Annotated in this window: 18 protein-coding genes and 1 pseudogene; 7 read left to right on the top strand and 12 right to left on the bottom strand. The window is 45.3% G+C overall.

Annotated features, from left to right (window positions below):
• The first annotated feature begins 40 nt into the window (after nt 1–40).
• Nucleotides 41–328 (top strand): CopG family ribbon-helix-helix protein, encoded by a 288-nt coding sequence (locus U0358_RS03020; protein ID WP_322406996.1) that lies wholly within the window; start codon nt 41–43, stop codon nt 326–328.
• Nucleotides 325–615 carry a type II toxin-antitoxin system RelE/ParE family toxin gene (locus U0358_RS03015; RefSeq protein WP_322406995.1) on the top strand — a complete coding sequence of 97 codons (291 nt, stop codon included), beginning with the start codon at nt 325–327 and terminating at the stop codon, nt 613–615. Before U0358_RS03020 ends, U0358_RS03015 begins: the two co-directional genes overlap by 4 nt.
• A 289-nt stretch (nt 616–904) precedes the next feature.
• On the opposite strand, the gene U0358_RS03010 is transcribed toward U0358_RS03015, so the two are convergent.
• Entirely contained in the window at nt 905–1,801 is an 897-nt protein-coding gene (locus U0358_RS03010; RefSeq protein ID WP_322406994.1) for a nucleotidyl transferase AbiEii/AbiGii toxin family protein, read from the bottom strand.
• A gap of 10 nt (nt 1,802–1,811) precedes the next feature.
• The gene (gene abiEi / locus U0358_RS03005; protein ID WP_416182992.1) at nt 1,812–2,375 is read right to left on the bottom strand and encodes a type IV toxin-antitoxin system AbiEi family antitoxin; all 564 of its coding nucleotides are present in this window, start codon (nt 2,373–2,375) and stop codon (nt 1,812–1,814) included.
• A gap of 387 nt (nt 2,376–2,762) precedes the next feature.
• Between abiEi and U0358_RS03000 the strand changes: the two genes are divergently transcribed.
• Together U0358_RS03000 and U0358_RS02995 are read left to right on the top strand one after the other, a co-directional pair.
• Complete coding sequence (locus U0358_RS03000) at nt 2,763–3,071, top strand: hypothetical protein (protein ID WP_322406992.1); 309 nt, start codon at nt 2,763–2,765, stop codon at nt 3,069–3,071.
• Entirely contained in the window at nt 3,061–4,374 is a 1,314-nt protein-coding gene (locus U0358_RS02995) for a type II toxin-antitoxin system HipA family toxin (RefSeq protein WP_322406991.1), read from the top strand. The genes U0358_RS03000 and U0358_RS02995 overlap by 11 nt, the downstream gene beginning before the upstream one ends.
• Nucleotides 4,375–4,419: 45 nt before the next feature.
• Here U0358_RS02995 and U0358_RS02990 read toward each other — a convergent pair whose 3' ends face one another.
• From U0358_RS02990 to U0358_RS02965, 6 genes and pseudogenes are all read right to left on the bottom strand, one after another.
• Nucleotides 4,420–5,418, bottom strand: a complete 999-nt coding sequence (locus tag U0358_RS02990; RefSeq protein WP_322406990.1) for a type II toxin-antitoxin system HipA family toxin — start codon at nt 5,416–5,418, stop codon at nt 4,420–4,422.
• Nucleotides 5,402–5,683, bottom strand: a complete 282-nt coding sequence (locus U0358_RS02985) for a HipA N-terminal domain-containing protein (protein WP_322406989.1) — start codon at nt 5,681–5,683, stop codon at nt 5,402–5,404. Before U0358_RS02985 ends, U0358_RS02990 begins: the two co-directional genes overlap by 17 nt.
• Nucleotides 5,684–5,688: 5 nt before the next feature.
• Nucleotides 5,689–5,973, bottom strand: a complete 285-nt coding sequence (locus U0358_RS02980) for a helix-turn-helix domain-containing protein (RefSeq protein ID WP_322406988.1) — start codon at nt 5,971–5,973, stop codon at nt 5,689–5,691.
• A gap of 153 nt (nt 5,974–6,126) precedes the next feature.
• Nucleotides 6,127–6,402: an AAA family ATPase gene (locus tag U0358_RS02975; RefSeq protein WP_322406986.1), complete on the bottom strand. Its 276-nt coding sequence runs from the start codon at nt 6,400–6,402 to the stop codon at nt 6,127–6,129.
• Nucleotides 6,403–6,788: 386 nt separating this feature from the next.
• Nucleotides 6,789–8,147 carry a hypothetical protein gene (locus U0358_RS02970; protein WP_322406985.1) on the bottom strand — a complete coding sequence of 453 codons (1,359 nt, stop codon included), beginning with the start codon at nt 8,145–8,147 and terminating at the stop codon, nt 6,789–6,791.
• A gap of 18 nt (nt 8,148–8,165) precedes the next feature.
• Nucleotides 8,166–8,419: pseudogene (locus U0358_RS02965) on the bottom strand (integrase core domain-containing protein); the annotation flags it as partial.
• Nucleotides 8,420–8,710: 291 nt separating this feature from the next.
• Between U0358_RS02965 and U0358_RS02960 the strand changes: the two are divergent.
• Both U0358_RS02960 and rrtA read left to right on the top strand, forming a co-directional pair.
• Complete coding sequence (locus tag U0358_RS02960; protein WP_322406984.1) at nt 8,711–9,892, top strand: RNA-guided endonuclease InsQ/TnpB family protein; 1,182 nt, start codon at nt 8,711–8,713, stop codon at nt 9,890–9,892.
• Between the two features lie 74 nt (nt 9,893–9,966).
• A complete protein-coding gene (rrtA, locus tag U0358_RS02955; protein ID WP_322406982.1) occupies nt 9,967–10,560 on the top strand; it encodes a rhombosortase in 594 nt (197 codons plus the stop codon).
• A gap of 282 nt (nt 10,561–10,842) precedes the next feature.
• Here rrtA and U0358_RS02950 read toward each other — a convergent pair whose 3' ends face one another.
• The gene (locus U0358_RS02950) at nt 10,843–13,284 is read right to left on the bottom strand and encodes an ExeM/NucH family extracellular endonuclease (RefSeq protein WP_322406980.1); all 2,442 of its coding nucleotides are present in this window, start codon (nt 13,282–13,284) and stop codon (nt 10,843–10,845) included.
• A gap of 1,300 nt (nt 13,285–14,584) precedes the next feature.
• Here U0358_RS02950 and U0358_RS02945 point away from each other — a divergent pair.
• Complete coding sequence (locus tag U0358_RS02945) at nt 14,585–15,424, top strand: IS256 family transposase (protein WP_322407456.1); 840 nt, start codon at nt 14,585–14,587, stop codon at nt 15,422–15,424.
• 319 nt (nt 15,425–15,743) lie between these two features.
• Here U0358_RS02945 and U0358_RS02940 read toward each other — a convergent pair whose 3' ends face one another.
• The 3 genes from U0358_RS02940 to U0358_RS02930 all read right to left on the bottom strand — a co-directional run bounded on the left by U0358_RS02940 (nt 15,744) and on the right by U0358_RS02930 (nt 20,600).
• The gene (locus U0358_RS02940) at nt 15,744–15,902 is read right to left on the bottom strand and encodes a hypothetical protein (RefSeq protein WP_322406979.1); all 159 of its coding nucleotides are present in this window, start codon (nt 15,900–15,902) and stop codon (nt 15,744–15,746) included.
• Between the two features lie 151 nt (nt 15,903–16,053).
• Complete coding sequence (locus U0358_RS02935; protein WP_322406978.1) at nt 16,054–19,671, bottom strand: S8 family serine peptidase; 3,618 nt, start codon at nt 19,669–19,671, stop codon at nt 16,054–16,056.
• Between the two features lie 245 nt (nt 19,672–19,916).
• Entirely contained in the window at nt 19,917–20,600 is a 684-nt protein-coding gene (locus U0358_RS02930) for a hypothetical protein (RefSeq protein ID WP_322406977.1), read from the bottom strand.
• Between the last annotated feature and the right edge of the window lie 90 nt (nt 20,601–20,690).

Below are 20,690 nucleotides of genomic sequence, written 5' to 3'. Positions count from 1 at the left end.
CCTACATTGTACTTATTTTGTAATACATGAGGGTGCAGCCATGAATGAAGCAACTTTTACATTTCGGGTCGATGAGACTTTGAAGAGCCAGTTTGCTCAAGCCGCCAAGTCTCGCGACCGCAGCGGGGCGCAGCTTCTTCGAGACTTCATGCGCGAATTCGTACAGCATCAGGAAGAAACTGCAGAGCATGATGATTGGTTCCGACGACAAGTGCAGATTGGCCTGACTTCGGCCAATGCTGGTAAGTTGGTGCCTGCCGCTGAGGTAGAAGCTGAATTTGCGGCTCGTCGGGCTTCAACGCGGCGTCGGCTCAAAAACTCTGAATGATGGAGCTGCTTTGGACGCCAGAGGCGATACAAGACCGCGAAGACATTTATGATTACATAGAAGCCGATAATCCCACAGCGACCTTAGCTCTAGATGAGCTGCTTTCAGAAAAGGCATCGCAATTAGCCGAACATCCTAATCTAGGACGTCTTGGGCGCGTGGCAGATACTCGCGAGCTGGTTGCTCATCAAAATTATGTTTTAGTCTGTGACGTGATCAGGGTGCCAGTCCGCGTGCTTCGAGTCCTTCACGCTACTCAACAACGGCCGCCGAACCGTATTTGTTGAAATCTCTTGCCGTCAGAGAATATAACCAACATTTCTTTGTGGTGAGGTAGAGAAAATAGACAAATCCAACCAAAAATAATTTTTGACAGACTATGAATCTAAGCCCAGCTCAAGCAGTTTCTAACCCTAGAATACAAATAGCCTGCGCTTACCCATAGGTCTACAAATTATTACTTTTATGGTAACTTATCGTAGACCTCGGCTTTGCGTCAGCCCAGTCGATAGTCTATTGTGACCCCTCACTACCCCAACCGAGCGGACGTTTACGGTGAAATCGCTAAATAGATGCCTACATGCTAAATTTAGCCGGTCCGTCACGTTGCTCGTTTAACAATTTCTGGCCTGCACTAGCCACTGTATCGATAAGATAATCCATAAAACCATCTTGCTCGATGCTACCCTCAATCGTTGATGAATGTAAGAAGCGCCGCATTTCTCGCTCAAAGTCACCGCTTCCGATATACGAGGGCAATTGGGTTAATCGTTCAGCAAGTGCTTTGAAGCCGCCCGTTTCCTGGTAATCTTTGAACTTTTTACACACTAACTCAGCATCGACTTTTATTTTTCTCTGATTCAACCATCCAATATCCCAAACATCGCGGGCTTTTATCGTGCGCCGCAATGCTAGCGCAACGAACTTATCTGCAGCAATTTCTTCGAGTGATTCACAGTTAATGAAAATACTGGTGTAACCGTCTGGCACACTCGGATACGTTTTTACCAGAGGGCGCAGGATTTTCGTATGAGCAGGGACGGTTGCTACTTCTAATTTTACTTTTTGCCACGGCAGGCTTTTTTTCTCCGGCTCGGTCTCGATAGAGATTTTCCAGCGTCTTACTCGGATCCTGTTTTGGTCGGTCAATTTATCGTAATTAGGCTCTGAGACATTCACTTTCAAGTTGTGACGTCCAGAGAGATCATCCTTCAAGCAATCACGAAGGTGAGATAACTGCTCAAAGTCAAAGTTCGTTCCGCCAACAAAGTCTAAGTCCTCAGATAAACGGTTGGATCCATACATCATGCGCAAACATGTTCCGCCCTGAAAGATAAGTTGCTTTAGAAAGCCGGATTTTGCCATTGATGCCAGTACTTCGTAATGGAGAAGTTCTTTTTCAACTGTTGTTTGAAGACCGGCTAATTCGGTCGAATCAGCGCAGATCATCTGTGCGAGTGCTTTAATGTTCATATTTGCCATCCTAAAGAGAGCTTTGCTCATTAAGAGCCTCGTGTAGCGCTTCTAAATCAACCAATTCAACATTACGTCCCACGTTTTTCAAGTCCGAGTAAGCCCGTTTTACCATTGCTTCTCTCAATGGGTAATCACCAAGTGGATGTGTTTCGGTTAGTATTGCCATAGGATCTCGCTTCGTATGGGTAAGCTCAAGAGTTCCAAATGACGTCTTGAAAATGCCACTCCTGCCTGTTGTCATTACAGTAATATAGTCAAACATCTGCTGACTAATGACACTGTACTTGCTAAGCACCGACTCTAAACTCAGATAGTTAATACTCGACGGACGTACTAAGTACGGTAAATGTAAAATGCTGGTTGATTGGTAATAATGACTTTCAGGGAATGCCCAGACTCCGCGGCAAACTTTTTGAAGTACGCCTCTTTTAACAAGGTAATTCAGGCGTACTTTCAATGCACTGCTCGAGTATTCCGGCATGATCATACTGAATTGCGCCATTGATAAAAGCGCATGGCGTGTATACTTTTGCAGTTCATGTAACTTTAATCTAAGCTCATGCGCGCCCATATGGTAATCACTAGGTTAATAAAGATATTAACCTAGTGTAAACTAAAAAATTAATAAATTACAACACCTAGCGGCACCGGATGTAAATTTGAGCTTGTCGGAATTTGGGAGAGTCACATCCCCATCTCAGTCACTGGTGACCAAAGACTGTAGTTGATCCGCCAAGGTTTGAAGTTGTTATTTATTTTGATCACAAGTTTAGGTCAAACGGTAGTGTGATAGCAAAAGAAGAAAAAATAATAAGTTCACTATAGAAAACTTAATTGAGATATTTTCCACCAAAAGTTCATTAAAGCGTGATTAACTTTATAAAAGTATGCTAAATTAAACAAATTGTCATTCAGATATTAAAAAGTTCAGTAAAAAGAACTATCACTGGTGAAGCACATGAAAAGTCACATCACAGAGTTAAAGCAGCAAGTTAATGCGCTTTTGCGTGAAATCGAGCGACTAGAAGCAAAAGAGCTTGAAGAAAAAGAGCTTTTTCCACTCGCAGAGCTAAAGGAGCGTGTGACTCAATACGTGAAAGAAAACGATATTACCATCGACACTTTTTGCGACCTAGCGATGATCAGCAAAACAACACTCTACGCTGCATTTACTTCGCCAGCCTCAGCGAAGTGCTCAACGATTGAGTCCATTATCGCTGTGTTTGGTAACTATACACTGTATGTTGGCCGCACCGATGCACGTTAATCGTATCGCAACCGTATTCGTCAATGGTGTGAAGGCGGGCATACTCACCGAATATCGTGCTTCGCACGACTTATCTGCTCGTGAGTCATATGCATTTGCGTATGCAGCAGACTACCTAGAAAACGGCTCACCAATTGGTCATCATCTTCCGCTTACAAAGACCCAGTATGGGTTTGATGCTCTACCGCCCTTCTTTACTAATTTGCTCTCAGAGGGATGGTTAAGAACCCACCAAGCACAAAAAGCACGACTTGATAAAAGCGATGAGTTTGGTTTGTTGTGCGCCAACGGCGAAGAGCTAATTGGCTCTATTTCTGTGGTCGCCGGTGAGGTTGACGATTTACCAGGCCAGCGCTCTGTTCAAATACCAATTCCTAAGCCCAGTATTTTGAAAGACAAAGGCGTCAGCATTGTTGGCACGTCACGATCATTCAATGACTATGCAGTCGATCATGCAAACGGTCATTCCATATCGGGCGTGCAGCGCAAACTGATGATGAAGTTGGAAGGTAATCAACTCGTGCCAACGACTCGCGGCGGACAATACATTGTAAAGCCTGCACCGGAAGGTGTACCGCATTGCCCCGAGAATGAGTTTTTCGTTATGAGCCTAGCCAATAAGGTTGGACTCAAAACCGCTGAATGTGGCCTTGTCCCCTTTGAAGACGGAGAGTTGGCTTATGTGACGAAGCGTTTCGATATTCTCAGCAAGAGTGAGCGATACTTTGTCGAGGACGGCGCGTCATTATGTGACGTCCACCCAAAACATAAGGACAGCGACGCATTAAGTTATGAAACCGTTTTAAAAAGACTAAGCGAGGCCGCAGGAAACAGTAAAGCGGTGACGCTCAACCTATTTTTACACGTCGTTTTTTCATACCTTGTTGCGAACAATGATTTACACTTGAAGAATTTTTCCTTAATGCGCAAGCCCTCTGGAAAAGATTCAACAATGGATATGTTAACCCCTATCTATGACGTACTGAGTTTAGCGCCCTATCCCATGTTTGATCACGCCTGTTTCACGTCGATTGGCGTTCTCGCAACAGAAGAGGGAGACGACGGCTATTTCAGTGACGCTTACGAGCAGTTTGGTTTTTATACCCAAAGCGACTTCGTGCAGCTTGGGGTGAACGTAGGCTTACCGAAGGCTCTGGTGGAAAAACAACTAAAACAGCTCATCGGCAAGCTATTCAAGGTGGTCGAAAGTGGCTTTCGAACGCCACTACCCGACGATATGTACGGGATCATAACAGACCGTATTCGTGAGCGCGGTCGCGCATTGGAGCTGACTTTGCGTTAGGCGCCAGGTGAACTAACCAGCTACGCAAGAAAGAGAAATGCCGATTCACAGCCTAAAATCTTCATGCAGTTTCGACCAATGATGTCTTAGCACTTGCTTGTGCTCTCGATGCATCGGCAATTCGGTTAATAATTTAGGCCAAACAGACCGAGCTTTATCTAATGTATCCGTTATGTGTACTTTGACAGCCTGCCACGGAAAACCAACACGATTAGACCAAATTTCGAACGATGCCATGCTCACGTCATACCAATTTTTGTTTTTGGCCATATTTAACGCGAATTCACTCACGCCTTTGACGTAAGGTATTGTTGAAACTATGTCATACGCGGGAGATAACATGGGCCGTTGAGGGTTGGAATATATCACCGACCAGTTCTTAAGATGTGCATCACCGTTGGCAAGTAATATATTCACAAGTATACGCCTAGCCAGTTGCTGGACGTCTTTTAAGCCTTGGTGGCTGTAGGAGTAGAGCGCATCCGCAATCTGTTCATAGTTGTATTTTTCATATTTCTCATGAGAGTATACCTGGAATATTTGAGCAAAATCTTCAGTGTGCACTCGTTTCCCATTGTCTCTATCAAATCGCTTGATTGCGTATGCGTATTCTTCGTTCGGCAATTGAATATTTGGTAGATTATCCAGTTTAGATAATTTAACCAATTTTATCTCTGGAATATCAACGCCTACAGCCTCCGCCAGACGCATAGCGGAGAACTCATTAAAAGGCACAAACTGATGCACAGTGGATGGTGTTTTAATGATCCAGCTGTCATCATTGGCATCAGTGCCGATATTAAATCTGCCGTCTTTGTGACGAACTGAAGAGAATTTCATTTGTACGCCGGCAAGGGAAAACTTGTTTTGTTGGGTGGCGACGTCAATTTGTATAGCTTCGACCTGTTCACGATGATCAAGCGCCCAAACTGGTAGCTGACCTGCAACTATCGGTGATGCAATAAGACCTCCGGGCAAACCCCGGCCCATGTGCGCCATTAAAGGGAACTCATTGTCTTGATGGACTTTAAGCGCTTGTGCCATCCAGTGTCTTAATGCCCCCTTCGGGTAGAAGATTGGATAATACCGGCGGTAAACGTTGCGAACTGATAAGTGGTTTACGAAGAGCCCGTTCATTAACCAATTGCGACATCGTAAATGTGTTGCGTTTCTCTGCAGGCAACGCCACATAATTAGGCGAAAAGGCTAAAATGTTCTTACCGCCCGAATAATGAGATATGACACCAATTTCCTGGTTATCAATACTGAGACTGAGGCCTTCGACGAGCTCTGAGCGTTTCGTCTTCATCTTTCCTAGTCCTCAAGTTGCTTGTGTCTGCTAGCCCAAATACTCTCTGTCTCTGAGTTCGCTGAAGTTGTACTTTTGCCATCAATCTCTGAGGGATCTACAACCGACAGTTCCAGATTTAAGCCAGCAAGAATGCGCAATAGCGTTGAGACTTTTAAATCCTGCCCAGACTCCACTCGTTGATACTGTTGCTGTGACATCCCAATAAGCATGCGCATGTCTTTTTGTGACAACTTTCTTTTCTTACGCTCTCTGGCTAATAGTTCGCTCATTTCATTTAATGTCTTCATAACACAATCCAAAAATTGTTTTTATTCCTAGATTCAACTTATACGCTTCATAAAATAAAAACAACTTTTATATTGTATATTTTAGTTATTACAACTCTGGTAATGTATTGAGCGACAATTACGGTGGCCAGCCTGATTCTTAGAAGGGTTACATCAGGTGAGATATTGGAACGGCATAGAGTTTTTCACCAAAAGGTAGTACCTGGTCGCCATCATAAAATACAACGCCACCACAGGGTCGGCTTTTGTTGCAGCCAACTGGTTTTCGTCATCAAAGGTAATGTAGGTATAGCCGAGTAATTCACCGACAAACTTAACAAGGGTTGTTTTTCCGCATTGCCGCAAACCATGTATTAATACGACCGGCGTATCGTCAATGGCTTCGATTAGATTTTGTTTTGTATTTCGCGGGAATAAGTTATCGGCCATCTACTGACCCCTTCGCCAAACCTGCGTCCATTTGAAAGCAAACGCCCGTCCAATTGAAAGTTATAATGTGCAGATTGTTTTTCAATTGTGTGATTTGGTGGCTCCGAACTGAAATTTCATCGATAAGATGGTGTTAGTTCAGGGGAAAGGTCACAACGCCGACAAAAACGGTCAATAAAACTGACCTACCACGGATTGTTCGGATAGACCGAAATCGGTGATCGGATTAAGCCGAAACGCGTGACCTTGGGGCACCAAAATCATCTGAGCGACAATTATCACGGCCGGTTGTGTGGTTTATGCGACGTTAAATTGAGGAATTTAAGGGGGGGGCAGTGACAAATGAGACTTATTTGCCACCGCCCCCTTTTATGTGAGTGGACGAATTATTCATTCTTGGCCAAATAACGTTCCCAAAAACGATGTTGCTTTGTTAGTTCTGCCGACATTTCACGCGATTCGACGGCTTTTTCAAAATGATTATCCATTAAACGGGTTTGCTCATTTATTAGGCTGGTGAGGTTTGAAGTGTTAGAGCGAATATCGGCCAGTTTTCGTTCAATGCGATTTAAGGCTCGTTTAAAGTCGCGATAAAAACTTTTAAATTCTTCCGATTCCAAATAACGCAAGGTCGCCTCTTCAGCAGGAAACTGTTCTTGCAATAGCTCATTCATGCGATTTACCACCAACATATAACCTGGTCGTTGCGCACGGCTACCGTCACGCGCCTTGCGTTCTATTTGTTTGGAGCGAACTAATAAAGCTCTGGAAAGCTTAGCATCACTGGTGAAAAAGCTGGAATATTCATCCTCTTCTAAAGCATAAGCCTCTTTATTAGCTTGCTCTACCTGCTCCGCAAAGGGGTAAGCAATAACAAAGTCGTTATAGGAAGCAATCGTGCCTATATCATCCGCCAACTCAAATGCACGTTTATGCAAGTTCTGTAAGGCCTCACGCGATTGCTTAGCATCAGGGTGTGTCTTTAAAAACCACTGGTAACCCGCGATGTTGTTTTCATCTTGAGTTAGTTGATATATCTTCTTAATCGCGTCTGGTGATTGCTTAGACCCTGGGTAATTATTAATAAAAAGTGAATAACCATTTATTGAGTTAGACTCCTTTGCCTTTTCATATTCAAGTTCCAAAAGAAGCTCTCTTGCCTCGCCAACTATTGGTGAATCAGCGTATTCAAGCAAAAACGTCTTATAGGATTCTATAGAATCTTTACGCTTAGCATTTTTAAACGCGGCTTGATGCTTTTTTGATAAACTCTGGACTTTTGATGTCAGCGTTTTTTTTATTTTGTTTTTGATTTCATCATAACTCCCATATTTCCCCCCTCTAATACAAGTGAAATAAAATCCGCTCCCGCCTACTGTTGTTCTTGCTTCATAATCAAAAGCTTTCAACTTATTGTCCACTGGAAGGATCCACAAATTGGCTGTCCAATCAAAGATATCAGATAAATATCTTGCTTCGTCGATTGATGGCAGCCTCCAATCACTGTGGCCATGTGAATCTAAACTTTCACAATAATGTTGTGCCGTGTCATAAGAAGCGTGATTCCAACCATTGTTGTAATAAAAATCTTTATACCTTTTATATATTGTAATTCCAGAAAAAGTATCTAAAACGACACTTTTGTTTCTTTCAAACCTTTTGCTTTCTACCATATCTGTATAAGATGACGCCCAAGTATTGCCCGTAACAACAAAAAACATAGAAAGCATTATAATAATTTTCATATTATTCCTCTTTAAATACTATGGTGGGTTGTTAATCCCCCAGTTATAACCTGCCCAATAAGTAGAGGGTTGAGCTGCCTTTAGCAGCTGTGCTGGCGGTTTTCCGCCAATGGCCGAGTCGAAGCCTCGCTATTGTATTGCCCCAGCCACTGGGTGGTTAATAATTGTGCATGAGCAATGCTGTCAAAAAGATGCATATCCAGCCATTCATGCCGAGCCGTCTGATTAAACCGTTCGATATAGGCGGTCTGCGTGAGTTTACCCAATTTAACAGATCGGTGACAAATAATTCTCATTTGTCACCGATCTCTTTTGCATTTTCGGTATGCTCAGTTAATGCTTCGTCAGCCCATTCTGGTTGCTCCTTAAAGCTAATAATCGGGTGAAAGTCAACGAAATATGAAATAGATTAGTGACAGCGTCATTACAATTACAAACGCCGCATAGCTGATCGAATTATTTACCGCCTGTGGCGGTTTCGGAGGTGATCTGACAGCAACGCTTTATTATGGATGCTCACTTGAAGTGTGATCTTACTGGCTTATAATGATTGAAATATCTCAATGAGCGCTGAAATGTTAGCGGTCACAAAAGTACGCATCTACCCGACACCTGAACAGGCAGAGTTTCTCAACCGCCAGTTCGGTGCTATGCGGTTCGTGCATAACAAGGTGCTGCATATCATCAGCTCACAGTACAAACGCCACGGCCTGAAGCTCAAGGCCAAAAAAGACCTTAAGCCGCTGTTGGCGGTGGCGAAAAAATCCCGCAAGTACCATTGGCTAAAGAATTTTTACTTGATTGCACTCCAGCAAGCGTGCATCAACCTTGATAAAGCCTTCCAGAGCTTCTTTGACCCGAAGCTTCCCGCTCGTTATCCGAAGTTTAAGCGCAAACATGGTAAACAATCCAGCTACCACTGCATGAGTGTGAGTGCTGGCGAAAACTGGAAAAAATTGCCGAAGATGAAACCAATTAAGGCGCGAGTTCACCGTGAATTGGGCGGAAAGCTCAAGAGCGTAACGCTATCGCGCACGGTAACAGGGAAATACTACGCCTCGCTGTTGGTCGAAGACGGCTTGCAAACACCTGCCCCATTGCATAGCGTTGATACCGTTCTGGGCATTAATATGGGGCTAACCCATCTTGCTATCGACTCCGAAGATAGCAAGACGACGAATCCCCGTTTCCTGAAACACGCCCAGTCTAACTTACGACGCAAGCAGAAAGTCTTATCCCGTTGCCAGAAAGGCAGCAAAGGTCGTACGAAAGCACGCTTGAAACTGGCTAAGGCGCATGAGCGCCTAGCGAATAACCGTACTGACTTCCAGCACAACCTGTCCCGACAACTCATTGACGACAACCAAGCGGTGGTGGTCGAGACATTGAAACTGAAGAACCTGCTGAAGAACCGGAAGCTATCCAAGCACATCGCTGACGCAAGCTGGTTCGGCCTGATTCAGAAGCCGGAGTACAAGGCTAAAGCGCATGGCAAACATCTGGTCAAGATCGACCAATGGTTTGCCAGCTCCAGGATCTGCTCATGCTGCGGCCACAAGGCCGATTCTTTGCGGTTGTCGGTGCGCAAGTGGACATGCCCGGCTTGTACAGCAGAGCTTGACCACGACATCAACGCCGCGATCAATATTCGGCAGCAGGGTATTATCAAACTAAGAGCCGAAGGACTGTCGGTTCCTGCCAATGGAGGCTTGCGTAAATTCGGACACACGCCGGTTGCTGCCTAAGAAGTTGGAGGCCTCGCCCGGCAGGGCGGGGAGCAGTCACCGAAGTTTAATTAATGTCGGGTGCCTAAAATTAAGTGAGAGAAAAGATAAAACAAGGTCCTTTAACACTATTTCCCATTGCCCTTTTATTGAGTGTATTGATGCTACTGCCGGACGAGACACTCCGGTTTTTGGCTTATCAGAGGGACAACGGCCAGTGGTGGGATGCTATAACAGCCGGGTGGGTTCATTTTGAGCTGAGTCATTACTTGGCCAGTTTGGTGGGCCTATTGGTGATGTGGTTATTGTTTGATGAGCATTTAAGTCCGCCACCGGTTTGGCTGATGCTAGCGGCGACAGCGTTGGGTTCGGTATTATTTGAACATTGGTTTGCGCAACCGCCGTTTTACGCTATAACGGTAGTCGAGAACCGCGGCTTTTCGGGCGCGTTGTATGGTTTTTTTGCCTGGGGTTCGACGTTAGATATTTTAAAGCGTAAACCTTTTGGCTGGACGCTACTCTTGCTGGTGATTGGCAAGGTGATGATCGAGGCATTTATCGGAGAGCCGATCGTAAGTTTCAGTAGTGTTGACCGGGTGGCGGTGATGGGCCATTTGGGCGGGGCACTCAGCGGCGTGTCATTGGCACTTTTATATTCGCAGCTTAGCAAGCAGCAAGTTATTAAGTAGTCGGACTTTGAAAGATTTTATCGAAACTTATCATAAGGCGGTGACTGCTCCCCGCCCGAGTGGGCGAGCGTTTACGCGGGGTTTTGCTAAGTAGCGTTTCAACGCCGCACGTAAATCTTTTATATGTTCGATGCTAAAGATGGTACTTCCTCCCATCTTAACTTTGTGAACTACCCCGCGGCATCGCTTAGATCTGATCACGGGATTTTCTCGGCAGCATTAAATAAAAAAAGCCAGAGCACATCCTATAGCGCTCTGACTTTTTCTTAACACGTTATCGTTTTAGCGGCGGCGCATCCAACGCAGAGCCGGTACTAATAACAACAACCACCAACTGAAGTGACTGCTCGACGAGTCTTCTTCTACTGTTGGTGTCTCGTCTTCTGGTTGCCCTTCAGACTCTTCCGCCTCGAATGTCAGGTCAACGATGACCGGATCGTGATCGGAGCTGCGGTAGGCATCCGGCGCATAATAGTTTGCCTGTTGCGTTTCTGATTGATACTCGAGGTTGTAGTCAAGCACCGGAGGTTCATCGGCATTGATTGCCCAAGTTGCAACAGCAGCAACTTTTTCTTGCAACGACGCACTGGCAAAGGCGTGGTCAAGGCTACCAGATTCTCCACGGTAGATGTACGAGTAGTGCTCATCACCCATCATCGAGGTTTTCAGATCGGTGTACTCAGCATCAGTGAACACAGCAATAGGATCTTCTTTGGTGTAGGCATTCATATCACCCAAGATAAGAGTATCACTGTCTTCAACACCAGTCGGATAGCCATCTAACCAGGCCAGCAACTCATTAGCTGCTGTTACTCGAGTGGCATTCCAACAACCCTGGCCGTCGCCGCTATCAACGTCATCGCCCTCGGCGCTACCACAACTTCCTTTCGATCGAAGGTGTGTCACTACAAATGTGAATTCTTCGTCACTCTCGGTGTGGGTAAAGCTTTGCGCTACCGGAGCACGGTTACCATAGTCAAAAGGTTCAGCGGTTGTGTATGCCGGTGTGCCTACTTCACTGAACTGCTCGGTACGATAAATAATGGCCGACGTGATTGCGTCTGTGCCAACGTTGTCTCCGCCCATGTCGACGTATTGCCATTCGCTGCCCGAAGCATCACTTAACGCATTAGTAAGGGTTGCTAATGCGCTGTTCTCACCAAAACCATCGTTCTCGATTTCGATTAAACCGATGATGTCAGCATCCAGTTCCGTTAAGGCAGTAACCAATTTCGTCTGTTGACGCTCAAGCTCAACTAAGCTGTCTGCCCCACGTTCAGTCGGGAAACCTTCGCCAGTGCCGTCGCCATTAAAGTAGTTAAGAACATTAAAGCTTGCGACGCGCGCTGTCGCACCTTCTGCTTTGACCGGCGCTTCATCACGAGCATTAGTGGCAATAAATTGTGGTGCAACCGTAGGATGTACCCGGTACGCTGAGAAACCATAAGTCATCACCCCCGTGATCCCCGTTACGCTATCACCCACGCGAAGGCTGTTCATGGCACTGAGCTCAGGTGCAGGGTAAGGGACAATTTCTGGGTTTTGACCGGTACGGCCATCATCAACCAATATACGTGACAGGCGATTAGCTTCCGCCACTGCCTGAGCCGCTTCACCAGGCTCTGCAATTTGCGTTGGATTAAATTGACGTCCTGTTGCGACGACAAACTCGCCGTAGCGACCTAAACCATAGTTTTCCGTCACCGTGAGCTCTTGCGGTAAGCTAACCAACATGCCCTCGGTGGCTTCTAAGTTATTCAGCGATTCAACCGGGAGTTCAACCGTTGTTGGCGTTACCGACAGGCCTTCATCACACAAAATAAAGTCTGAAACGGTAGCCAGTTGGGTGGCGCCATAATACTCGTCAACTTCTGCAACTAAACGTACTTTGTCGCCGACACTGACCGTATCAGCGTTATGGTATACAAAAACACCCTCAGATGTTGCCGGGTCGTTGTCGTACTGACTTTCAGGCTGTTGTACAAAAAATCCACTTAACTGTTCATCGCCCTGGAAGCTTGCCGTAACGATAGCTTCGATAATCGCTTGTTCACCTTTCAAAGGGCTTTCGTCGGTGTTGCCTTGCACAGCAGAAATTAATGTTGCGCTGTCACCACACTCACCGATAGCTAATGTTGGCGGAGGCTCAACCGGATTGCTATCTAAATGGCTACCCAAGCCATCAAAGGTGTCTTTATCAAAACTTTGCCATTGCGTGTGCGGCTCGTAAGCATCATCCGTTGTCGTGTCACCGCTCGTGATGCTGTTTAAACGGCGTAATGTGCGATCTTGCGTGCGCACGCCGTCGCTTTCCCAGTAAGAACCTGGATCGGTGCCAATTTGCCCTAAACTATCAACAACGTTGCCCTCTTGGCTTAACACAATAGCGTCGTCGCCATTGTACCAACTCCCGCCAGTTAAAAGCTGGCCTTTGTCGGTGATGGCACTTACTGCATTGCTGTTCGCAATAACATAGGTTGCTTGTGGTTCAAGGGTATCGGACAGGCTGATATCATTTCCGGATTCAGTATTGCCGTTGAAGTAAAATGATAGTGTGTATGTGCTTAAGTCAATTGCAGTATCACCACTGTTATACAGCTCAATCGCTTTATTATTACTGCTTCCTTCAATGAATTCTGAGATAAACACATCTGCAGAAGCCATAACTGGGACACTCAGGCCCATTGCCGCCATGATAGCAATCGTTAAGTTATTTTTTGTCATAAGTTCCTTCTTTAATTTATTAAAATCAGGAACGTACATTAAACGCAAATTATTACATTTAATAATTTTTTAATTGCAAAATTGTGATCAAATAATGACATCTTCTATGACCACTCTATTGCTGTATTGTTATGGTTTTGTGTCACTATCTCAACTTTTGGTGCAATTTTTAGTTAAGATCATGAAGTTGAAAATAACTCTTCGGCAGAGCTGAGTTCCGATTTCTTCAACCTTTTGTGAATGCTTAAACCAGCTCAGTAGTTTTAGGTGTACCAGTAATACGGCAAGGCTATTGACGCTACATAGAGAGCACACCCCAGCTGTGGAAGAAAGCGGCCCATCTGTGGGAGCGAAAAGGTAAATTACTCCCAATATTGGGCTACTTGCAATCAATATAGCCAGAATAACGGCCCATCATCGGGAAAACGGATAAATAACGATGGATTTCAATTGCTCTCTCCCAATGAAGGGCCGGTTTACCCTGTTAACGCTCCCAATCATGGGCCGCTTTTTCATGAATATTACTCTCCGACTAAGAATAGAGAGCAAAATAGGCACTGCTAACAATAAAATAAAGCCCAAATTTGTGAGAGCACACCCAGCCGTGGAATAAAGCGGCCCATCTGTGGGAGTGAAAAGGTAAATTACTCCCAATATTGGGCTACTTGCAATCAATATAGCCAGAATAACGGCCCATCATTGGGAAAACGGATAAATAACGACAGATTTCGGTTGCTCTCTCCCAATGAAGGGCCGGTTTACCCTGTTAACGCGCCCAATCATGGGCCGCTTTTTCATGAATATTACTCTCCGACTAAGAATAGAGAGCAAAATAGGCACTGCTAACAATAAAATAAAGCCCAAATTTGTGAGAGCACACCCAGCCGTGGAATAAAGCGGCCCATCTGTGGGAGTGAAAAGGTAAATTACTCCCACAGATGGGCTACTTGCAATCAATATAGCCAGAATAACGGCCCATCATCGGGAAAACGGATAAATAACGACGGATTTCAATTGCTCTCTCCCAATGAAGGGCCGGTTTACCCTGTTAACGCTCCCAATATTGGGCTACTTGCAATCAATATAGCCAGAATAACGGCCCATCATTGGGAAAACGGATAAATAACGACAGATTTCGGTTGCTCTCTCCTAATGAAGGGCCGGTTTACCCTGTTAACGCGCCCAATCATGGGCCGCTTTTTCATGAATATTACTCTCCGACTAGGAATAGAGAGCAAAATAGGCAGTGCTAACAAAAAATAAAGCCCAAGTTTGTGAGAGCACACTCTAGCTGTGGGAGATAAGGCCAATATCAAACAAACTCATCGATCAGCTGCTTGATGGCTGTGACTCGCCAGAAGACATTTTAGGTGAAGCTGGGCTGCTCAAGCAGCTTACCAAGAAAGTCGCTGAACGCACTTTAGAAGCCGAGATGCAAGCCCATTTAGGCTACGCCCCAAATGATGCGGCTGGCAATAACAGCGGCAATTCCCGTAACGGCAAAACCAAGAAGGCCGTTCGTAGCACCAACGGTGAAAAAGAGCTCCTTGGCCTGTGGATGGCGCAAACCGAAGGCGCTAAATTCTGGTTATCTGTGATGAACGAGCTTAAACATCGCGGCGTCGATGACATCTTTATCGCCTGTTGCGATGGCCTGAAGGGTTTCCCCGAAGCCATTGAAGCGGTTTACCCGAAGACTCAGGTACAGCTGTGCATTGTGCATCAAATTCGCCACTCTCTGCGTTACGTAAACTGGAAGCAACGCAAGATCATCGCAGCTGACTTAAAGCTAATTTATGGCGCTGCAACAGAGCAGGCGCTGGAAGAGTTCGCTGAAAGATGGGGTGAAGAGCATCCGACCATAAGCCGCTCATGGCGGGCAAACTGGGAACGCTTAAGCGTATTCTTCGAATACCCGGCGGAGATACGTAAGGCTATCTACACCACTAACGCCATCGAGTCGCTGAACGCGTCATTGCGTAAAATTACCAAGACTCGCCGGTCGTTCCCGAATGATGAGGCCATCATGAAGGTATTGTACTTAGCCTTGCATCAGGCATCGAAAAAGTGGACGATGCCCATGCGCAACTGGAAACCGGCCATGGCGCAATTCGAGATCATATATCATGATCGGATTTAACAGTGCAGTCAGCCATTTACACAAAATCTTTTACAGTCTCGAATAGAAAGCTGGGAAGTCCAGTCGTACCTTTTGAAATATCAACATCTCTCAATTCGCCCACCCATTCGTATACGTCTTGAAATAGGTGATGATGTAGCTGCTTAAGGTGAGGTAACGTGAAGTCGGATAGTGTTAGATGTAGCGCAATATAATCCTTGGCGCGAGCGACACTGAATGAGGCTTCAGCTTCTTCTAGCTCGCTTGGCTCTCGGATATCAAGAAGTGTCTTGAGAACACCTGAGTTAGGGTAACAATCTTTGTCTTGGCTACCCCGTACTTATCTCGCATACTTTTGCTTTAATTCAGCAACAGTCAGATACCTATCCGCTTCTTTAAGTTTCAACCCTTCGTAGCTTAGGCTTGTCTCGAAGTTTTTCATATTCGGCGTGAACCGAGCCTTACGAGTTTTGCTCGCCTTTAAAATGTTTTTTGCCATAAATTATACCTCCTGACACGAGAAACCTTGCAATACCAGACAAAAAATAGGCATGTGGGCCTTATCGTATTCAACTTTATCCCACGTGGAAACTGTTAATAAAAAGCCGCTTCAACTGAAGCGGCTTTCGACTTAACCTCTTACAAGTTTATCAGCGCTCGATACTGCGCTCTTTCACTTCAACCTGAGGCTGCTCTTTTGGTAAACGGTGAATTCGATGGAACTCAGTTGCTTTAGGCGAAATCTTCTTACCGCCACGCATTAGGCTGCTCTTATTAAGAGCCCCGCTGGTTCCAATGACACCATCCTGCTCTTCCTGAGCTTCATAAACCATTACGTCATCAATGATCCAACCACGAAAACCATTATAGAGTGTATCATTCGTACGGAAATTAAAGCGCAAGACAATTGACTGCCCAACGTACTCGGACAAGTCCATTAGCTCACTCACCCAAACTGGTTTTCTGTTAAAGCCAGCTGAAGAGAAAGGCTTAGGCTCACGCTCTGCATCGTTTGGGTCCACGTAGGGGTTAAGCTTACGCACAACCGTAAAGCTCTGGCCACCATCCGTACTCAACATAACTTCCATTAAGTCAAACCCGCTTTCATTCGGGTTCACCGACTCAATTTCCCACCATGTTTCAAAGCTCAATACAGGAGAGTTCGCATTGGTCAAATCAATCTCAGGCGACGTTAATGAACCTGAGTTTGGCTCAACAGAACGACCTCCACTCAAAGGCTGATCAGGTTCACGTTGTGTACCAATAAAGGTTCCCGTGGCTTCACTTCCGTACCACCAGGCAAAATCACCGTAGACTTCTGGTAAAGCTGCCTGAGGTCCTTCTTCATCTGGCGCTAAGCTTACATAACCTGAATCTACAAGCGTATTGACCGGATCATTGTTACCAAAGTCATATCGGTTCCATAGACCACTAGCCAACCAACCTGCATCGGCTGTTTCACCATCATCACCAAAGTAAACATCGCCTGGCTCAGGCTCTGGAATCGCTTCCAACGTGAAGTTCTCTGTACGCTCTTTAGCCGCTAGAACAATGACCTCTGACAACTCTGCTCGCATATAGCCATTGGCGCTAGATTCCATGAAGAAGCTCTTTATAGGCTCGCCTGAGGAGTCTAGTTTCGAGATATTGGTAATCGCGTAATAACCATCTTGATCAGTTGACGCTGACGCAAAGAAGCCGTTGGTTTGTTCACCACCAGAAATTCGCACCGTGGCGTTCGGTAACACTTCACCATTGGCATCCGTTACAATACCCGCGATTGAACCAACTCCGTCGAATTCATCCGGTGTTAAATTCAATGACACATCCAGTCCCGCTCCATGCGAAATAGCAACCGATGCCACGCCATCGGCATATCCTTCAACAGCGGCAAACAGCTTATAACTATCTGGTTTCAAATAGAGCGTTGTTTGCCCGTTGTCGCTGGTTAATACTTCTCCCTCGATTGCACCCGAGGCTTTTGACTCTAGTGTTATCGCGGCACTTGGCAAACTTTCTAGATTAATCGTATCACGCGTTTTAACGACGACTGGCGCAGCCACAAAAACATCGGACTGAGATGTAGTGACTTCAGCCCCCTCTGCGTCTTCAAGCAGAGCATCAACAGTTATTCTAAACTCACCGGCATCAGAAATATCAGTCGTAAATGCCTGTTCAGTCGCACTGCCTGAGCTCAACGATACCCACTCACCTTCGCCATTTTTCACTTCCAGTACCCAGTCAGCAGAAATAAACTCTAACGACTCATCAATAACGTTTACTTCAACATTAGCTGCAGCTTTAAACGGATCAGCAACCGAGGCCGTTAATGCAATATCAGCACTCATCATTGACTGAGCTAACTCCAGTGCGGCTTTCGGATTCACAATTGGAATTGGACGTTCAAGCGCTTCGGTTTCCGCATTTGCTGAGGCACAGTTACTTGAGTCAATATGACGATGAGTCACGTAGTCAGTCGCACTATCAACCATAATCTGCTTAACTTGCTTTGCAGTAAGCGCTGGGTTTAAAGAGAAAATAAGTGACGCAGTCCCTGTTACGACAGGTGCAGCTGCGCTCGTTCCATTAAAGCCTCCACTAAAGCAGTAACCGTAAACTGAACCATTACCCGAATAATACTGCGAGCTACCATCATTAGCAACAAGGCTTGCGCCTTTAAACTCACTCGGTGCTGCAATATCAACAGTACTACCGAAGTCACTATACGGCAGCAAGTTACCATCAATACCAAAGGCAGCTACCACCATAACGTTTTCAAGTCGTTGCTCTGCGCCCTCATCATTCAAATGAAGAGCACCGTTTTGTGTTGATGCATAGGTACCGTTGTTGCCCGATGCCCATACGTGCAAAATATCGCTATATTGTTCAGCAATTTCTCTGAACGGTCGAGAATAAATGATGCCACTTTCAATAGTGCTTGGGCCATTACCCATAGGGCCCCACGAGTTATTCACGACACGAACTCTTACATCATCGCTGCCACTTTGGTATTCTGCAGTAGAGATATACTCATTCACACCGGCTAAAGCCAAAACACCGCGTGACTTATGGTTAATACCCGTCACACCAATATCGTTATCACTTTCCCCAAAAATGGTTGCTGCAACCCCAGTACCATGACTGGCCGTAACGTTGGTATAGGATGCCGCATAACGACTCGCTAACTCTTCATGATTTCTGAAGTATCCTGCATCAAGCACGCCCACCAGAACACTCTCGCTACCCGTGGTAATGTCCCAGGCCTCAACGAAGTTGACGCCAACATCCGTTTCCAGATACCAGTTATCGCCGCCGTCAGAAAAATCACTGCCGTCACCTGGCACTAAAAATTCGATAGGTGCATCAGGGCCTTGGTAGGTTCGTGCGTTTACGCCGCGAATTCCTTTTTCAAGCTTTAAAAGCTCTAATTGCTCTTTGGCCTGTATGGAGCTTTCATCATACTCAACCAGCATACCTTGAATTTTGTTATAACCAACGACGGTCAACGCATCGTAACTAGCTACACGTTGCTCAAGAGCTGCTTTTGATAATGATGTATGTGGCTTTATCCATTGTTGGTTAACAACAACGCCAATGGTTTCATCAGCGGTTGCGTTAGGATCTGTTGCGTTCACTTTACCCGCATTGAAAGGCAAGTCAGGTGCAACCTCAAAGTCAGACACAATCGCGCTATCATTATCGGGACTGCTTACTGTTAAACGATAACTTCCCGCTTCAGCTACAGAAAACGTTGCCGAATCGCCCGTTTCTGTCACCACTAAGTCGACGCTGCTATCGGTATCTGCGTGCACCAGTGCCCATATGGCTTCATCATAAGCACCTTCACTTTCAATCGCCACTGTTACATCTTCGTTCAAGCTAGGGCTTGACGAGAAACTGACCTGTTTACCGGTTAATGACACCGTTTCATCGAATTCCGCTGTTACGGTACACTCAGCATCTATAGTGCCAGTTGTATAAATCTCGTCTTCAAGCGTTCCATCACAGCCACTAATAGTTTCCAACTGGAAACCATTGTCAACAGTTACCGTGAACTCCGTCGTACTGCCCTCTTCAACTTCTTGCTCTTCCGGGGTTAGGCTTCCACCAACATTAAACTCTGTTGTCACTAAATAAGTTGCAACATCAGGCTCTTCATCACCACCTCCTGAAGAGCTTGACGAATCTGAACCTCCGCAAGCAGTCAGCGAGGTTGCAATCACAGTAGCTAATAAGCTACGTCGTAAAAGTATTGGATCGATAGTCATATGTAGTCCTTGGAATATAAGAGATCCTAATGTGCGATATATCGCACAACGCCTCATAATAACAACTAAATATGACAACTGTCTTTATAAATGTGAAGCTTTAGTAAACTGCGGTATCCGTCAACTACCTTGGCCTGTTTTCCGGCAATTTCCCGCGGCGGGCTCCCATACTTTCCGATCTTTAACTCTTGAAAACCCTTGTTTTCAAGAGTTAAACGAGGGAATAATTCCGTTGCTTACGTAATTCATGACTCGGATTTTGCAATGTAATAGTTGCGAAAAACTAAATCTGCGTTCATGAGCGTGTCAGAGAATTTCATTAGCCCCTCAAAGCCTGGGATTAGACTTGTATCAGCATTATATTGACCCAAGGGCTTCTTAAGTCTATTTTTTTTCGCATCTTCTATTATAGTGTTTAACCTGTCAGCGTGATTCAACCCAAGCGCAAAAGCCTCTTTAGCCTGTTTTTCGAGCTTGGCAACCGTTAAATCTTCATGTTGAATCAAATAACCTAGACGAGCTAAATGATCAAGGTCCCAGAAACTTATGAGGATTTGCCAGTCCGGCGAGTTCCTCAGTGCACGATTGAAACGAAAATTAGTGATGTTTGCCACGACAACATAACGAATCCATTCGATTTCAAGTAAACTCGATACCAGCTGTGTAAAAAAGCCTTTTCCTTGCCATGAACTATGCAGTTCAATACTCTCAATGGAAGGACAAGAAGTTATCTGCCGACTTCCGTCGACACCTTTGAGTACGCTTCTATAATAGAGGTCAGGTGGAAAAATCGGAGGCATTCTAATGTGGATTAAATACTTGTTGTTTTTCTCAAATTGCAACGATTCCGCTCGGTCTCTATTATGCCTGACTTGAGAAACTACGTCGTCGATCAGATTTGTCATTTCATTTGTCAATGAACTGTGCATGAGGTTTTGCCCTTCTTTTTACTGAAAAAAGAGAGTAAAGCAAACAAAAACAAAACGCAACTTATTGTTTTTTATAGATAAAATCGTGTA

Origin of the sequence: Idiomarina sp. PL1-037 (assembly GCF_034422975.1) — a bacterium.
In the GTDB taxonomy this organism is placed as follows: Bacteria; Pseudomonadota; Gammaproteobacteria; order Enterobacterales; family Alteromonadaceae; genus Idiomarina.
This window is presented reverse-complemented; position numbering and strand designations above follow the sequence as displayed.

Bases quoted from the DNA above. Each gene is read 5' to 3' on its own strand.
- U0358_RS03020 (WP_322406996.1), top strand. From the start codon at position 41: ATGAATGAAGCAACTTTTACATTTCGGGTCGATGAGACTTTGAAGAGC.
- U0358_RS03015 (WP_322406995.1), top strand. From the start codon at position 325: ATGATGGAGCTGCTTTGGACGCCAGAGGCGATACAAGACCGCGAAGAC.
- U0358_RS03010 (WP_322406994.1), bottom strand. From the start codon at position 1,801: ATGAACATTAAAGCACTCGCACAGATGATCTGCGCTGATTCGACCGAA.
- abiEi (WP_416182992.1), bottom strand. From the start codon at position 2,375: ATGGGCGCGCATGAGCTTAGATTAAAGTTACATGAACTGCAAAAGTAT.
- U0358_RS03000 (WP_322406992.1), top strand. From the start codon at position 2,763: ATGAAAAGTCACATCACAGAGTTAAAGCAGCAAGTTAATGCGCTTTTG.
- U0358_RS02995 (WP_322406991.1), top strand. From the start codon at position 3,061: ATGCACGTTAATCGTATCGCAACCGTATTCGTCAATGGTGTGAAGGCG.
- U0358_RS02990 (WP_322406990.1), bottom strand. From the start codon at position 5,418: ATGGCACAAGCGCTTAAAGTCCATCAAGACAATGAGTTCCCTTTAATG.
- U0358_RS02985 (WP_322406989.1), bottom strand. From the start codon at position 5,683: ATGAAGACGAAACGCTCAGAGCTCGTCGAAGGCCTCAGTCTCAGTATT.
- U0358_RS02980 (WP_322406988.1), bottom strand. From the start codon at position 5,973: ATGAAGACATTAAATGAAATGAGCGAACTATTAGCCAGAGAGCGTAAG.
- U0358_RS02975 (WP_322406986.1), bottom strand. From the start codon at position 6,402: ATGGCCGATAACTTATTCCCGCGAAATACAAAACAAAATCTAATCGAA.
- U0358_RS02970 (WP_322406985.1), bottom strand. From the start codon at position 8,147: ATGAAAATTATTATAATGCTTTCTATGTTTTTTGTTGTTACGGGCAAT.
- U0358_RS02960 (WP_322406984.1), top strand. From the start codon at position 8,711: ATGAGCGCTGAAATGTTAGCGGTCACAAAAGTACGCATCTACCCGACA.
- U0358_RS02950 (WP_322406980.1), bottom strand. From the start codon at position 13,284: ATGACAAAAAATAACTTAACGATTGCTATCATGGCGGCAATGGGCCTG.
- U0358_RS02940 (WP_322406979.1), bottom strand. From the start codon at position 15,902: ATGGCAAAAAACATTTTAAAGGCGAGCAAAACTCGTAAGGCTCGGTTC.
- U0358_RS02935 (WP_322406978.1), bottom strand. From the start codon at position 19,671: ATGACTATCGATCCAATACTTTTACGACGTAGCTTATTAGCTACTGTG.
- U0358_RS02930 (WP_322406977.1), bottom strand. From the start codon at position 20,600: ATGCACAGTTCATTGACAAATGAAATGACAAATCTGATCGACGACGTA.